This window comes from Actinoplanes sp. NPDC048988 (genome assembly GCF_043197815.1).
In the GTDB taxonomy this organism is placed as follows: Bacteria; Actinomycetota; Actinomycetes; order Mycobacteriales; family Micromonosporaceae; genus Actinoplanes.
In genome coordinates, this window is the sequence record NZ_JBICTW010000022.1 from 132,456 (window position 1) to 147,267 (window position 14,812).

At 70.9% G+C, this 14,812-nt stretch carries 11 protein-coding genes; 10 read left to right on the forward strand and 1 reads right to left on the reverse strand.

What is annotated here, in order from left to right; translation table 11 throughout:
• Positions 1-130: 130 nt before the first annotated feature.
• Positions 131-601, reverse strand: a complete 471-nt coding sequence (locus ACGFJ7_RS41960; protein ID WP_392647636.1) for a hypothetical protein — start codon at positions 599-601, stop codon at positions 131-133.
• Between the two features lie 300 nt (positions 602-901).
• Between ACGFJ7_RS41960 and ACGFJ7_RS41965 the strand changes: the two genes are divergently transcribed.
• The 10 genes from ACGFJ7_RS41965 to ACGFJ7_RS42010 all read left to right on the forward strand — a co-directional run bounded on the left by ACGFJ7_RS41965 (position 902) and on the right by ACGFJ7_RS42010 (position 14,467).
• Entirely contained in the window at positions 902-1,156 is a 255-nt protein-coding gene (locus ACGFJ7_RS41965) for a hypothetical protein (protein ID WP_392647639.1), read from the forward strand.
• Positions 1,153-2,235 (forward strand): sensor histidine kinase, encoded by a 1,083-nt coding sequence (locus ACGFJ7_RS41970; RefSeq protein WP_392647641.1) that lies wholly within the window; start codon positions 1,153-1,155, stop codon positions 2,233-2,235. The genes ACGFJ7_RS41965 and ACGFJ7_RS41970 overlap by 4 nt, the downstream gene beginning before the upstream one ends.
• Positions 2,232-2,873, forward strand: coding sequence for a response regulator transcription factor (locus ACGFJ7_RS41975; RefSeq protein WP_360261535.1), 642 nt, complete (start codon positions 2,232-2,234; stop codon positions 2,871-2,873). The genes ACGFJ7_RS41970 and ACGFJ7_RS41975 overlap by 4 nt, the downstream gene beginning before the upstream one ends.
• Positions 2,874-2,907: 34 nt before the next feature.
• Positions 2,908-4,233 (forward strand): SWIM zinc finger family protein, encoded by a 1,326-nt coding sequence (locus tag ACGFJ7_RS41980; RefSeq protein ID WP_392647644.1) that lies wholly within the window; start codon positions 2,908-2,910, stop codon positions 4,231-4,233.
• Positions 4,230-7,016, forward strand: a complete 2,787-nt coding sequence (locus tag ACGFJ7_RS41985) for a DUF6493 family protein (RefSeq protein ID WP_392647647.1) — start codon at positions 4,230-4,232, stop codon at positions 7,014-7,016. Before ACGFJ7_RS41980 ends, ACGFJ7_RS41985 begins: the two co-directional genes overlap by 4 nt.
• A 223-nt stretch (positions 7,017-7,239) precedes the next feature.
• Complete coding sequence (locus ACGFJ7_RS41990; RefSeq protein WP_360261528.1) at positions 7,240-7,971, forward strand: dienelactone hydrolase family protein; 732 nt, start codon at positions 7,240-7,242, stop codon at positions 7,969-7,971.
• Positions 7,972-9,183: 1,212 nt separating this feature from the next.
• The gene (locus ACGFJ7_RS41995; RefSeq protein WP_392647650.1) at positions 9,184-9,642 is read left to right on the forward strand and encodes a hypothetical protein; all 459 of its coding nucleotides are present in this window, start codon (positions 9,184-9,186) and stop codon (positions 9,640-9,642) included.
• A 900-nt stretch (positions 9,643-10,542) separates the two neighbouring features.
• Positions 10,543-11,760 (forward strand): phytase, encoded by a 1,218-nt coding sequence (locus ACGFJ7_RS42000; RefSeq protein ID WP_392647652.1) that lies wholly within the window; start codon positions 10,543-10,545, stop codon positions 11,758-11,760.
• Positions 11,761-12,115: 355 nt separating this feature from the next.
• Positions 12,116-13,261, forward strand: coding sequence for a glycosyltransferase family 4 protein (locus ACGFJ7_RS42005; protein ID WP_392647655.1), 1,146 nt, complete (start codon positions 12,116-12,118; stop codon positions 13,259-13,261).
• 66 nt (positions 13,262-13,327) lie between these two features.
• Positions 13,328-14,467 (forward strand): glycosyltransferase, encoded by a 1,140-nt coding sequence (locus tag ACGFJ7_RS42010; RefSeq protein WP_392647658.1) that lies wholly within the window; start codon positions 13,328-13,330, stop codon positions 14,465-14,467.
• The last annotated feature ends 345 nt before the right edge of the window (positions 14,468-14,812 follow it).

Consider the following 14,812-nt stretch of genomic DNA (forward strand, 5'->3'; position numbering starts at 1 on the left):
TGTAGATGACTTACCGTCCGCACTGCCGGTAATCCCTAGCCTCAGGTCCGAATCCCCGGCGGCCCACCACACCGGTTCCGGGAGCGCCCCTGGACCGGACAGAGTTGTGGCCGGGCCGCCGCCGGTCGATCTACTCTCGCCCCTGCCATCGGCGCAGCCATGACCACGGCTGGAGTACGACGAGGCCGATCAGGCAGGCGCCGAGCCCCAAAGCGGCGAACCCGGCCGTCTGCTTCCAGGTCGAGTCGTCAGTCAGTTGGTAGATCTCGGTCACGCTGCCGGTATCGCGAGCCGTAATGACGTCGCCGGCCTTCGCCCCGTCCGGCAGCCCTCCGGCCAACTCCATGTCCGTACGCACGTCCTTGCCGTCGTCGCTCGTGAAGTCGCCGAACCACCCGCATCGCTGTCGCGGTGGTTCCCACCGATCACAGGACATCGGCTCCACGAGCGTGAACGTCCCGCTACGGCCTTCGCCGTGGGCCGCCCGCACGGCGGGTACGAGCATCACCAGGCTGCCGACGCCCATGACACCTCCGATGACCACCCAGAAGACGGCTATCACGCGGAGTCCGATCAGATGCTTGGCGCGCTTCGCGGGCACACCCCGACGCTATCCCAGGGTTCACCGGGGCGACGTTGCGCTTCTCACGTGCCTTGGCGGGATTCGGCGAAGCGCGGCGCGGTCAAATTCTCTGACCTCATCAGGGAACGCCGTCGGGGGTCAGCACAATGGGCAAGCCGGAAATCGCGCCGTACATCGCCGGAGTCGTGGGGATCGTGGCGATCGCCAAACTGGTCATTCTGTTCCTGCAGGCGATTCAGGCCGTGTCGTAGAACTCCACCCTCTTCTCCCTCTCTCGGTGGTCCTTCTCCACCCGGTGCCGTCCGTAGCGTCCGTGGCATGACCGAGGACATGGACCGCCGGCCCGCTGTCCGGGCCGCGAACCATCTGATCACCGGGGACAAGCGGGGCAGCCGGGGTACGCGCCTGGCCGCGACCCTTGTGGACCGGGCGCTGGAGAAGGAGGGTGGCAAGGTGACCGGCAAGCTCGTCGCCGCGATCGTCGTGGTTCTGGTGGTGGTGGGCCTGGCTTTCGTCGCCTACCGTCTGCTCATGGTGGAGATCGTCCTCGACCTTGTGCGGGACCGCGCTTGACGTTGCTGCGCCGGGCCGCGGTTCTCATTCGCGCCGACGACCCGGAGACGGGGTGGATCGTCCGGGTCGCGCTCAGCGCCCTGCTGATCTGGGCACTGATCGGGCAGGCGACGGCCCCGCTCATCGCCGCTCTCGTCTGCTGGTTCGGCTTCGTGGCCACCGATCATCGGTGGCCCCGGCTGGCCCGAGTTTCGCTGGCCGTGGCCGCGCTTCTTCCGGCCGCGGTGGTCGGCGACGCGGACGATGGCTCGGCGCAGCTTTTCCTTTTCGCCGCCCTTTTCATCTTTGTGATGCTGCCGAGGACTCCTCTCCGGGCCGTCCTCGGTCTCACCGCCGCCGTTCTGGCCGTCATGTCGCTGAGCATCCGCGGCAGCGCCATGCTGGCCCAGGCCGCGGTGATCGTCATCGTGGTCCTGTTCAGCCTGCATCGCCGGGAGCACCGTCTTCGTACCGAGGAACGCGCTCGCACCCACGAGGCACAGGCTCGCGCCGCCGCTCTGGACGAGCGTGCCCGCATCGCCCGTGAACTTCACGATGTGCTCGCTCATTCGCTGGGTGCTCTCGCCGTACAGCTGGAAGTCGCCGAGGCCGAGTTGACGGAGAAGCGTGACCTGGCCGCCGCCGCCACCCGAATCCGAAGGGCCCGCAAGCTGGCCCGGGACGGCCTGACGGAGGCACGGTCCGCGGTGGCGGCCCTTCGGGCCGACGTTCCTCCGATGCCAAGGGCGCTGGCCGATCTAGCTGCGGCGCATCGCGCCGACCACGGGGTTCAGATCTCTTTGCGTACGCGGGGAAGCGCGCACACTCTCAACCCGGCGGCTGAGGTGGCCCTCGTGCGGACCGCGCGCGAGGCCTTCACGAATGCCGCCAGACACGCCCCGGGAGCCGACGTCACCGTTTCGCTCGAATACACAAATTCCGCCGTACGGCTCATCATCGCCAACAAGTGCGATGGGGCTGATTCCGGCGGCGGTTACGGCCTCGTCGGCGCCCGGGAGCGACTGGCCCTGGCCGGTGGCACCCTGGAGGCCGGCGCTGCCGACGGGATGTGGCGCGTTGTCGCGGAGGTTCCGGCATGACCTTGCGAATCGTGGTGGCCGACGATCAGCAGCTCGTCCGGGAGGGTTTGACCGCGCTGCTCGATCTCGTCGACGGCGTGACGGTGGTCGGCGCCGCCGCCGACGGCGCGCAGGCCCTGGAGCTGGTCGACGAGCATGACCCGGACGTCGTACTGATGGACCTGCGCATGCCCGTCCTCGACGGCATCACCGCGACCGCCCGCATCCGTGACCGCCATCCCCACGTCGCCGTGGTCGTGCTGACCACCTACGCCGACGACGAGTCGATCGCCGGCGCGCTCGCCGCCGGAGCCCGCGGCTATCTGACCAAGGACGCCGGGCGCGCCGAGATCGGCTTGGCGCTGCGGGCGGCCGCGACCGGGCATTCCCTGCTCGATCCCGTCGTCGCCGCCCGCATTGCCCAGACATTTGCCGGTACGCCGGTATCAGCACCGCCGCAGCTTCCGGACGGCCTGACTCGGCGCGAGGCGGAAGTGCTCGGCCGGATCGCGCGGGGCCGCACGAACGCGGAGATCGCGGCCGAGCTGTACATCGCCGAGGCCACCGTCAAGACCCACATCAACAACGCCTTCGCGAAGATCGGCGCCCGGAACCGGGCCGAAGCCGCGACCTACGCGGCCCGGCGCCGGCTGCCCTAGAAAGTTGTCGTACCCACCCCCTAGCTTGTCCGCCATGGCAACCGCAGTGGCGTACTCATACCTCGGCTCCTCGGCGCTGGACCCCTCCGGGCTGGCCCTGCAGACGTCCGGCGGCCCGGCGGCGCATCCGCGCTTCTTCACCGGGTTCCTGGCCGATCCCGGCGCCGCCGCGGCCGGCCTGCTCGCGGTGGCCGAGGTCGCCCGTAGCCGCTATTTCCGGCCGGTCAGCCCGGCCAGCCTCGACCCGGTGGTGACCGCCGGCAGCGATCGCCTGCGCTTCGAGTCGTTCTCCGGCTGCTGCGGTGTCTACGCGCGACTCGACGTCCTGCCGCCCGGCATCGACGGCGAGATCGTCGCCCACGGCACCACCAATGTGGACGTGAACCCGCCCTTGCAACGCGCGCTGAGCCGGGTCGGCCGCGCCGATCCCATGCACCTCGCCGTCGGCCCCGACAAGCTGACCGTGACGACGTTCGACGGTCCCGTCGTCGAGCGCAAGGTGCCGTTGCCCGCACGCTGGCTGCGCGGCTTCGCCGAGGCGCAGGTGCTCACCGCCCGGTTCGACCCGCGCGCCGAGCTCAGCGCCGTCGACGCCCGCGCCCTGCTCAGCCGGTTCTCGTCCGGCGACCGGTCGGTGCTCTGGGCGGTGCCCGCCGGCCGTTCGCTGCGGGTCACCTCGCGGCCCACCCCCGGCGCGGTCTGCCTGCCCGGCGCCGGCCGCCTGGCCGCGCTCAAGCCCTTCCTGCGCCATGCCACCGCGCTGCGGGTCTACGGTCCGCCGGTCGCCGCCGGCAGCGGTCCGGTCGCCAGCACGTGGGAGCTGAGCACCCCGTCGCAGCGCCTGTCGGTGACCCTCTCGCCCGAGCCCTATCGGGGCTTCTCCGGTGAGGGCGCGGTGCTCGAGTCGCTGACCAGCGACGAGGCGGCCGACGACGCCGACCTGATCAGCGCTCTGCTCTCCTGGGACCCGGCGATCGACGTGGACGCGCTGGCCGTCGCGGCCGGCCTGACCGCCGCCCGCGTCCGCGACGCCCTGACCCAGCTCGGCACGGCCGGCCGGGTCGGCTACGACGTGGCCGAGGCCGGTTACTTCCATCGCACGCTGCCCTACTCGGCTGACGCCGTGGCCGACATGAACCCCCGCCTGGCCGGCGCGCGAGCCTTGGCCACCGCGGGCGCGGTGACCGTCGAGGGCGAGGCCGCGGCGGTTCGCAGCGGTGACGAGCTTTATCATGTACGCGATGACGGCTCCTGCACTTGCTGGTGGTGGGCGAAACATCGCGGCGAGCGGGGCCCGTGCAAGCACGCGCTCGCCGTCCGTCTGGTCCGCTCCGGCGTCACCGCCGAGGTGCACGCATGAGCCTCGAGTGGAAAGTGCTGGAGCGCCGTGCCCAAAACGGTGACACCCTCGGCGTCACCACCTTGCTGCTCAGGGCCACCGAGGAGGAACGCCTGGCGTTCGCCTCCGAGGTCGAGGCCCACATCAAAGCGCTGAGTCCGATGGACTGGTGGCACTCCGCCACCGACCCGGCCGGCGGCTTCGCCCTGGCCGTGTTCGGCACGATGCCGACGGCACCCGTCGCGGCCCGGCTGCTCCTGCGCCGCGACATCCGCGACAAGTGGGAACGCATTCCGCTCCCACGCCTGCTCGAAATTCTCCGCGCCCGTGAGCTGCCCTGGCTGGGCGACCTGGCCACCCGCCTGGCCGCCAAGCTGACCACCGACGACACGTGGGCGGGCGGCTGGAAACTCGTGTCCACCCTGCTGGCCGAGTCGGGAGCCAACCCACCGGTGACCGAGGCCGTGGTCCGCTGCTGGCTCGACGAGATGCTCCGCAGCCCGTGGGAGCATCCGCCGGTGGCGCCGCTCGACAAATTCCGTACCACGGCATACCTCGACCTTCTCCTGCCGTCCCTGTTCGAGATCGACGGCCTGGGCGCCGAACTCACCCGCGGTACGTTGGACCCGGCCACGAACAGCTGGATCGAAGAGCCGGTCTTCCCCGCTGTCGTCGCCCGACTGGTCGCCGAGGGTCGCCTCGACCGCAAGCAGATCCTGACCGCCACCATCGACCGGCTGGTCCGCGGCGACCGCCCCACCTGGCTGCGCCCCTTCGTGATGCTCCATGAGGCGCTCGCCCCCACGGTCGACGAAGCGGCCACCCACGCCCTCGACTACGCGCGCCTGCTGCCCGACGCCCCGTCCACGGTGGCCGGTGCCGCCCAGCGCGCCCTCCGCTTGGTCGACGAGGCCGGCCTGCTCGACCTCGAAACCGTGCTGGACCTCAGCGACGCCACCCTGCTCCGCAAGGAGAAGGTTCTCGTCAAAGCTCAGCTGGCCTGGCTCGACCAGGCAGCCCGGCGCGACCCGGCCCGCGCCGCCGAGGTCCTCGAGACGATCGCTGTCGCCTTCGACCATCCCGCCCTCGACATCCAGGAACGCGCCCTCACACTGATCGGCCGGCACCTCAAGCGCCTGACCCCGGCCGGCACGCTCGACGAGGCGACCCTGGGCCGCCTGGCCGACCTGGCGAGCGACCTCGGCGGCGACCTGGCCGCCCGGGCCGCCGAGCTTTTCGGTACGGAGGCGCCCGCCCCCGTGCCCGCGGTCACCGAACTTCCGCCGCCACCCCCAGTTGCCGAGATGCCCCCGCCGATCACGTCGGCGACCGAACTGGCCACCGAGGTCGCGGCCCTGCTGCACGATGAGACCGCCGTCCGCTGGGAACGCATCCTGGCCGGCCTGATCACCCTGAACGCCGCCGGCGAGACCGCCGCCCTGGCCGCCGTGCTCACGCCGCTGCTCGACCGCCACGCCGAGCACTTCACCGACGACCAGTGGCAACCACGACCACGCATGGCCGTTCTGGCCGCCACGATCCGCCGCCTGACCGACCCCACCTTCGACGACCAGCCCGCAAAGGGCCGCCTGCATCGTCTGGTGGCCACCGTCGACGCCCCTTGGCAGATCGGCGAACCCGTCCTGTCCGAGCCACCCGACCGCCTGCTCTCACTGCGGATGGCCGAGATCTATTCGCGCATTCACCGCTCACCAGTGCCCGAGTTGCTCGCCACACCGACCTTGGCCAACGGCAGCCTCGACGCCACCGTCCTGGCCGCCCGCCTCCGCCGGGCCGAGGCCGCCGGCCGAGAGCCCTGGCCGCTCGACCTCGAACAGGCCCTCCTGCGCCTACCGCGCGACAGCGACCCCGCGGTGGCCGCCGGCCTGACCTCCCCCGCCGGCCGCAAATTGGCCGAGTGGCTGACCGCCGGCGGCCTGGCCGACCCGCTGAGCACCCGCATCGAACAGGCAGCCGGCTCGAACGCCAACTTCTACGCCGGCGGCAAGCCCCCACCCTCGCCATCGGCGATCGCCCGCCTGGCCGTCAACCTGACCCCCACCCGCGCCCCGCTGCTGCGAGTGGAGGACCAACTGGTCACCCTCCAACGCCGCGACGTCAAACACGTCTACGCCTACGACCGGATCGCCAACGGCAGCATCCTCACCGCCGCCCTCCCCCACCATCGCGAGGTCCTGGCCGCCTGGGCCCTCCCCGACCTGGCCGCCTCAGCCGACGAGGACCAGCGGGGCGCCGGCTCCCTGCTCCCCCTACTGGCCGAGTGCAACGGCCCGATAGGCCCCGCCACCACCCTCACCTTGGCGTACGGCCTGTCCGCCCGCCACGAGTCCGACCGCGTGGCCGCCGTCGACGCCTTCCTGGCCTTGGCCGCCCGCCCTTCCACCGAAGCAGACAAGCCCTCGCCATCCCCTTACCGCCACAGCTCCGACAAGCCCGCGACCGCCGGCGCAAGTTCCGTGCCCTTCTCCGCGGCGATCGGCCACGACCTCGGTGATCTGGGCGCGCTGGGCCTGATCAAGCTCAACCGCGTCGTACCCGCACTGGCCGACGCCCACCGGGCCGGCGCCTCCACCGCCGTCTGGGAGCTCCTGGCCGCCGCTCTTCCGCTTCTCCTCACCCCCGCGCCTCGCGGCCTCCCCGACTTGTTGGAGCTGGCGACCCAGGTAGCCACGACAATCGACGTACGGACCGAGATCCCGCCGCTGACCGAGTTCGCCGCCCAAAAGGGCAGTTCACGCCTCGTGAAGGAGGCGAAGCGTCTGCACTCCGTGCTGACCCGCTGACCCGCTGACCCGCTGACCCGCTGGCCCGCTGGCCCCGCACCATTCGGCCGTCACCGCCTCATTCCCTTCGTCCGGCTCGGCTTCATCGCGTTCGCCCAACCCCCTTCGTCCCGCCGGCCGTGCGGCGCGGCCACCAAGGGCCGCGCCTCGGAAATGCCTCCGGAGCGTGACAGGGTGCTGCCCCGGCCGGGTGCCCGCGCGAACGCCAGTAGGGTCGGTCGGCATGAAGTTGCGTGAGGACGAAGTGCGGATCACCGCTCCCGACTGTGAGATCCGGTCCAAGGTGATCAGGCCGCTGGGTGAGGAACCGCTGCCCGGAGTGGTGCTGTACACCGACATCTTCCAGCTCACCGAGTCGACGCTGCGGACAGCGCGGCGGCTCGCCTCAGCCGGGTTCGTCGTGTGTGTGCCGGAGATCTATCCGCGCGGCGACGTCGCCGGGGTCGCGCTGGAGTTCGACGACGCGGGAAAGCGGGCGGGCCTGGCCGCGGCCGCCGAGACGACGACCGCGCAGTTCGACTCCGACCGCGAGGCGGTCCTCGACTTCCTCGAGAACCGGGACGACGTCACCACCCTCTCGGTCGTCGGATTCTGCCTTGGCGGCCACCTGGCTTTCCGGGCCGCCTTCGACCCCCGGGTGTCATCGACCGTCTGCTTCTACCCGACCGGCCTGCAGAACGGCTCCCTCGGCGCCGACGACCCCGGATCCCTGGCCCGCGCCGCCGACATCCACGGCCGGCTGATGGTCATCTTCGGATCCCAGGACCCACACGTCCCGGCCGACGCCCGCCTCCAGGTGATCTCCGCCCTCTACGCCGCAGGCCTGGAAGACCTGGAGCTTCACGTGTACGCCGGCGGCGAGCACGCTTTCATGCGTGACATCGGCCCTCGCCACGACCCGGTCCTCACCGACTTGGCCCTCTACGAGGGAATCTCGTTCCTGACCCGCCGGTGACGATTCCCAACAGCTCCACCCCACCCGCCGACAAGTGAGTGATGCGGCCAGCCGCACCATCACCGCCCAGCCCGCCCCGCAGAACACCACCGCTCACGCGGCCCGCCGAAACAGCACCGCTCAAGCCGCGCCGCAGAATCACCACTGCTCAACCCGCGCCGCAGAATCACCACTGCTCAACCTGCCCAGCCGAATCACCACCGCTCACCAAAACCGCCGAATCACCACCGCTTAACCCAGCCCGCCGAATCACCACCGCTTATCCCAACCCGCCGAGGAGCTCCCGCCTTGTCCCACCCGCCGCAGCAACCATGGCAGGAGCCCCCGGCCGAACAACCCAACCCCCACCCCTCCCAATCCACGCCCGACACGCCCGGCCAGCAATCTCCGCCCTCGAACGCCGTCTGGCAGCAGCCCTCGGCCCCGACCGAGCAGCAGCCCCAGCCCTCATCAGCGCCACACCTCCACGCGACACCAGAACAGCAGTCCCAACCCCCAACAGCACCGAACCCTTACGCAACGTCAGCGCAGCAACCCTCACCAGCGCCCGAGCAACAGACCGCGTCGGGCCAACCGTCACCGCCGGCGCCCGAACAGCAGCACGACCCCAACGCCTACTGGCAGCAGCCGCCCTCCGGACAGCAACCGACGACGGTTCACCAGCCGCAGGACCCGAATGCCTACTGGCAAAGGCCTCAAGACCCGGGCTCCTACAGCCCACCGCGGCCCGGCACCGATCAGCCGCCCGCGCCGGAGCTCCACCAACAGCCCAGCGGCCACGAGCCACCACCGCCAGCGGCCTACCCACCACCCAACGGCAACCAGCCGCCACCGCCGACGGCTTACCAGTCCCCAAGCGGCAACCAGCCACCACCGCCAGCGGCTTACCAGCCCTCAAGCGGCAACCAGCCACCACCGCCAGCGGCTTACCAGCCCCCAAGCGGCAACCAGCCGCCACCGCCAACGGGCCATCAGCCGCCCGGCGCGTACCCGTCGGCTTCGACCCACGGTTACCAAGATCCCGGCGGCTACCCGCCCGCAGCGGAGGGCTATCCGCAATCCGGTGTCTACCCATCGCCCGGGCACCCGCAGCCTGACTCGACCGGCGGCCCGGGACAGATCCCGGGCTACTACCAGCCGCAGGGCTACCCCTACTACCCCGGCGCTGCAACACCGCCCGCTCAGCCGTCGCGGCCGATGATCACCGGGTGGGTGGCTCTCGCGGCGGGCGTTGCGGCTGTTCTCGGCTCGCTGCTGCCGTGGGCGAAGATCAGCGCACCCATCCTGGGCACGATCAGCGTGTCCGGGACCGACGGGGCCGACGGGTGGATCACGCTGGTTCTCGGTGTGGTTCTGGCGGCCAGCGCCGGTCTGCGGATTCGTGGGCCCCAGCTGCCCGGCCTGGCCTCGATCGTCACCAACGTCGTTGCCATCGGCAGCGCCCTGGCCCTGCTCATCATCGGGGCGTGGAAGATCGTTGACCTGCGCTCGACCGAGAACGAACTGCGCGACACTCTTTCCTCCGGACCCGACGACCCGTTCGGTATCGGCAGCGCCTTCAGCAGCGCCGTCCAAGTACATCTCGGAGCCGGCCTGACGCTGATCACCGCCGCCGGCCTCGTCGGCACGATCGCCATGGTGCTCATGGTTCTACGCCGCAAGGCGGCATAGGCACCGCACGGCGGAGCGGCATAGAGCGCCCGCAGGCGGCGCGGCGCAAGGCGGGGGCGGGCGACGTGGCGTAAGCGCATTGAGCGGCGCGGGGCGGGCAGCTCGCGCAGGGCGGCGCGGGGCGCGCAGCTTGCGCATGGCGACGCCGAGAGCACAAGGCGGAAGGCGCGGGCAGGCGCGTAGGGCGCCGCTCGCGCACGCCAGGCGGAGTACGCAGACGGAGCGCCGCGTGGCCAGCACGGGACACAGCCAGCGCGCGGCAGGGGGCAGGGCGCACCGGGTGCGAGGCGCAGGGTGAAGGACGCGAGGGCGTAAGGCGGCGAAGGCGAAGGCGCAACGCGAAGGGCGTAAGGCGCAACGCGAAGGGCGTAAGGCGCAACGCGAAGGGCGCAAGGGGCGTAAGGCGGCGCGAGGGCGCAAGGGCGCAAGGCGAAGGGCGCAAGGGCGCAAGGCGAAGGGCGCAAGGGCGCAAGGGCGCAAGGCGAAGGGCGCAAGGGCGCAAGGGCGCAAGGGCGCAAGGGCGCAAGGGCGCAAGGGCGCAAGGGCGCAAGGGCGCAAGGGCGCAGGGGCGTAAGGCAGCGCGGAGTACGCAAGGCGGGGTGGGGCGCGCAGCCGACGCAGGGCGTGGCGTGGAGTGCGCAAGGCGATAACGCAGCGCAATCACGCAAGCGGTTCGGGGCCGCGCGAGGCGGTGCAGGGATGGCTTTTGGTTCTAAGTCGTCGGCTGCAGGCGTCGCGGCGGTCGAGTAACGGTCGGCCGCCGGAGGGCGTACAAAGCAGTGCCAGGCGTGTAGAGGGGCGTGCCCTGCGCGTGCCTCCGTTATGCGGTGTAAAGGCGGAACCTGGCGTTCAACCGCCGTCCACCCGGATTCTTGGGTGGGGGCGGATAGGCTCGGCGCCATGCGCCGTACCGCAGGGATCGTTGTTCTTGTCGCACTGACTACCGCTGTCGCGGCACCCGCGCACGCCTCCGGGAAGCCGGCGGATGAGTCGCGGCGTGAGATTGCCGCGATCGTCGAGACGCCGGCCCTGTTCGATGACGAGGCCGGTGGGGATGCCGACGCCGACGATCCCGCGATCTGGGTCAACCGGGCCGACCGGTCGCGCAGCCGGGTGATCGGCACCGCCAAGAACGGTGGGCTGCGGGTCTATGACTTGGCCGGCCGGGAGGTTCAGTCGATTCTGCCGCCCGAGGGTGGGCGGTTCAACAACGTTGATCTGATCAGCGGTTTCGGTCCGCAGAAGTACGATTTGGCCGTTGTGACCGACCGTGGACTGGACCAGCTGCGCATCTACCGCATCGAGCGGCGCAGCGGCCACCTCACCGACGTCACCGCCGACAACGCCCCGCTGCTCTTCTCGCGCGACCAGGCCGAGGTGGAGACCCAGGCGACCGGCTACGGCCTGGCCACCTACGACCGGTACGCCGTGGTCAGCCGCCGCCACAGCACCCGCCTCGGCATTTTCCGGCTCGAGGAGCAGCGCGGCGGCCGCATCGGCTACCGCGTGACCGACATCCTCGACCTGCCGAAGCAGTTCGCGCTTCCCAACGGCGCCACCTGGTCGCCCTGCCTCGAGCCGGGCGAGGACCCGCAGGTGGAGGGCATGGTCGTCGACGCCGAGGCCGGTGTTCTCTACGCCGCCCAGGAGGATGTCGCTCTGTGGCGCATCCCGCTCGACCGTGACCGTTTCGCCGGCGTTCCGCGGGTGGTCGAGAAGGTCGCCGAGTTCGGCGCCCCGGGCACGTACGACCCGGAGACCGAGGAGTGCACGCTCGGCACGAGCCGGTTCGGTGGCCGGATCGCCGCCGATGTCGAGGGCACGACGATCTACCCCACCGGCAAGAAGAGCGGTTACCTGGTCGTCTCCAGCCAGGGCGACAGCAAGTTCTATGTGTACGACCGCCGCACCAACCGCCCGGTGACGAGCTTCTCGGTCGTCGACGGCAAGCGGATCGACGGTGTGCAGCATTCTGACGGCGCCGCCGCAACCGCCGAGCCGCTGCCCGGCTACCCGAACGGGCTGCTGGTGCTGCACGACGGCGAGAACACTCCGGATGGCGGCCGGGTCAGCACCGATTTCAAGTACGTGGACTGGCGCGCCCTCAAGCTGCGCTAGCAACCCCGAGGTGGGTGGCGATCTCCCGGTAGTCGAGCTGGCAGATTCGCGCAGCACCAGCGGCGCCACCGGCTCGGGCCGTGACGATCGAGCAGTTCCCGTGCGTTCAGCGGGTCGAGCCGCGATCCCGCTGGTGGTCCGCAGGTCCGGCGCATCGACAGGCGGCAGGGCGTGCGCTGCTCCTGACCCGGGCTGCGCGACGCCCGGGTCCTTCACTCGTAGCGACCCGGTAACCCAATGACATCGACCGATACAGCAGACGTTCAGGATCGGCGGTACGCTGCGGTTCCTAGTCGTCGGTCACCGTTCGTACGTCGGCCACGGTCCGGACATCGGCGGCGCTCATCGTGACTGCATGCGAGTCGCTCTGGTCACGGAGTCGTTCCTCCCCGATGTGAACGGGGTCGCCAATTCGGTGGTGCGCACGGCCGAACACCTGCTGCGCCGCGGACACGACCCCCTGGTGATCGCACCGCAGCCGCCGCCCGCGGTCCGCGATGTGCCGGTCACCGTCCCGTACCCCGTGGTGCGGATACCTTCCCTGCCAATGCCCGGCTATCCCCAGATCAGGCTCGGGCTGCCCACACCCACCCTCACCGCGGCTCTGCGCTCCCACGGCACCCAGGTCGTCCACCTGGCCAGCCCGTTCGTGCTAGGCGCCTGGGGCATGGCCGCCGCCCGCACCCTCAAACTGCCCACTGTCGCCGTCTATCAGACGGACGTGGCCGCCTACGCCCGCGCCTACAAGGTCGGCATGACCGAGGGCGCCGCCTGGCGCTGGATCCGCACTGTGCACAACCTCGCATCCCGCACCTTGGTGCCGTCGACCGAGTCGGCCGCCGCCCTGACCACCCACGGCGTCGAGCGGGTGCACCTGTGGCGCCGCGGCGTCGACGACGTCCTGTTCCACCCGGACCGCCGCAGCTCCGGCCTGCGCCGCGCCCTGGCCCCGAACGGCGAGGTCGTCGTCGGTTTCGTCGGCCGCCTGGCCGTGGAGAAGCAGATCGACCTGCTCGCGGACGTGAGCCGCCTCCCCGGCGTACGCCTGGTGATCGTCGGGGACGGCCCGGCCTCGCCGCAGTTGCGCAAGGCGCTTCCGGCCGCGCTTTTCCTGGGTGTACGCCGTGGCGCCCAACTGGCGCGCCTCTACGCCAGCTTCGACGTCTTCGCGCACACCGGCCCCTACGAAACCTTCGGCCAGGCGGTGCAGGAGGCCATGGCGAGCGGTTTGCCGGTAGTCGCGCCAAATGCCGGCGGCCCCGTCGACCTCGTGCACCACGGCCGGACCGGTTGCCTGGTTCCCCCTTTCCAGTCCCAGGGCTTCACCGACGCCGTACGGGCGTTGGCCGCCGACCCGGCCAAGCGCGCCGCCTTCGGCACGGCCGCACGGCATGCCATCGAAGGTCGAAGTTGGTACGCCGTGGGCGAGGAACTTCTGGGCCACTATGACGCCGCACGCACCCTGGGCCTGTTCCACCGTAGGACCCCCGTGGCCGCCTGACAGCAGCCTCACAGCCGGGCATGAAATCTTCTTCCACACGCACAGAGCCGGAAGGTCATTCACCGAGTGAGAATTGTCCGGGTTGCCAACTTCGTCATGCCCCGTTCCGGCGGCCTGCGCACCGCTTTGCGCCATCTGGGCGCCGGCTACCGCGCCGCCGGCCACGACCCGGTCCTGATCATCCCCGGTCCCGGCTACTCCGACGAGGACACCGAGCAGGGCCGCGTGATCACCTTGCCGGGCCCGCTGGTCCCGCGCATGGGCGGCTACCGCCTCCTGCTCGACCGGTCGCGCCTGAGCTCGACGTTGAAGGCACTACGCCCCGACCGGCTCGAGGTCTCGGACCGCACCACGTTGCGCTGGCTGGGCCGCTGGGCGAAACGCCACGACGTACCGTCCATGATGGTCTCCCACGAGTCTCTGGCCGGCCTGCTGCGCTTGTTCGGTCCCGCCCCCGCCCGCCGCGTGGGCGACATGTTGAACGCGAGGTCGGCCGCCGACCACGACCAGATCGTGTGCACCACAGGCTGGGCGGCCACGGAGTTCGAACGGCTTGGCACGACCAACCTCACCCGGGTCCCTTTGGGCGTCGACCTGGACCGCTTCACCCCCGCCAACCACAACCCGGGGCTGCGCTCCCGCTGGTCGGCCCGCGACGACGTCCTGCTGCTGCACTGCGGTCGGCTCTCCCCCGAGAAGAAGCCCCGCCGCTCCTTGGAGGCTTTGCACCATCTGCGCCAGGCCGGCGTACCCGCAGTCCTCCTGGTCGCCGGCACCGGCCCACTGCGTTCCGCTTTGCAATCCGAGGCAGCCGACCGCTCCCTACCCGTCCGCTTCCTTGGTCACATAACAGACCAGCAGGAATTGGCCGCCCTACTAGCCACAGTGGACGCAGCGATCGCACCGGGCCCCATCGAGACTTTCGGCTTGGCCGCCCTAGAGACTTTGGCCAGCGGAACCCCAGTAGTAGTCAGCTCCGAAAGCGCCCTACCGGAAGTCATCGGCCCAGCCAGCCCCGCCGGCCAGGCAGCTCCAGGCGAGGGCCCCGCATACGCCGAGGCCCTACAACATCTCTTGTCCTTACCCGAGCCCACTCGCCGCCAGGCCGCCCGCACCCAAGCCGAACACTTCCCTTGGCAGACCTCGGTAGACGGCTTCCTCAAGGCCCACCGCGTCCCCCTACCCTCAACCAACCCCACCCCATAGACAGACAACTCCCAAGGCCTCGCTGCTGGGAACGCGCCGCCACACCGCCACGGAATCCCGCAGCTCGCCCGCCCAGCCGTCAACGGCCAAATCCCCGCCCGAACAACGCGATCAGACCCCACTCGACCAGCAGCCCCCAACGGCCCAGGTCCCCGAAACCGACAGCCCCAGACATACGGTCGAGGGCAGAGGTTCGCCACCGATCCGCGGACGTCGAGACCGCCGCAGACATTGCGGCCGCTGCGGACGTCGGGCGCCGCGGGCGTCGGGCGCCGCGGGCGTCGGGCGCCGCGGGCGTCGGGCGCCGCGGGCGTCGGGCGCCGCGGGCGTCGGGCGCCGCGGGCG

Coding starts and splice junctions, on each gene's coding strand:
- ACGFJ7_RS41965 (WP_392647639.1), top strand. CDS start 902: ATGACCGAGGACATGGACCGCCGGCCCGCTGTCCGGGCCGCGAACCAT.
- ACGFJ7_RS41975 (WP_360261535.1), top strand. CDS start 2,232: ATGACCTTGCGAATCGTGGTGGCCGACGATCAGCAGCTCGTCCGGGAG.
- ACGFJ7_RS41980 (WP_392647644.1), top strand. CDS start 2,908: ATGGCAACCGCAGTGGCGTACTCATACCTCGGCTCCTCGGCGCTGGAC.
- ACGFJ7_RS41985 (WP_392647647.1), top strand. CDS start 4,230: ATGAGCCTCGAGTGGAAAGTGCTGGAGCGCCGTGCCCAAAACGGTGAC.
- ACGFJ7_RS41990 (WP_360261528.1), top strand. CDS start 7,240: ATGAAGTTGCGTGAGGACGAAGTGCGGATCACCGCTCCCGACTGTGAG.
- ACGFJ7_RS42000 (WP_392647652.1), top strand. CDS start 10,543: ATGCGCCGTACCGCAGGGATCGTTGTTCTTGTCGCACTGACTACCGCT.
- ACGFJ7_RS42005 (WP_392647655.1), top strand. CDS start 12,116: ATGCGAGTCGCTCTGGTCACGGAGTCGTTCCTCCCCGATGTGAACGGG.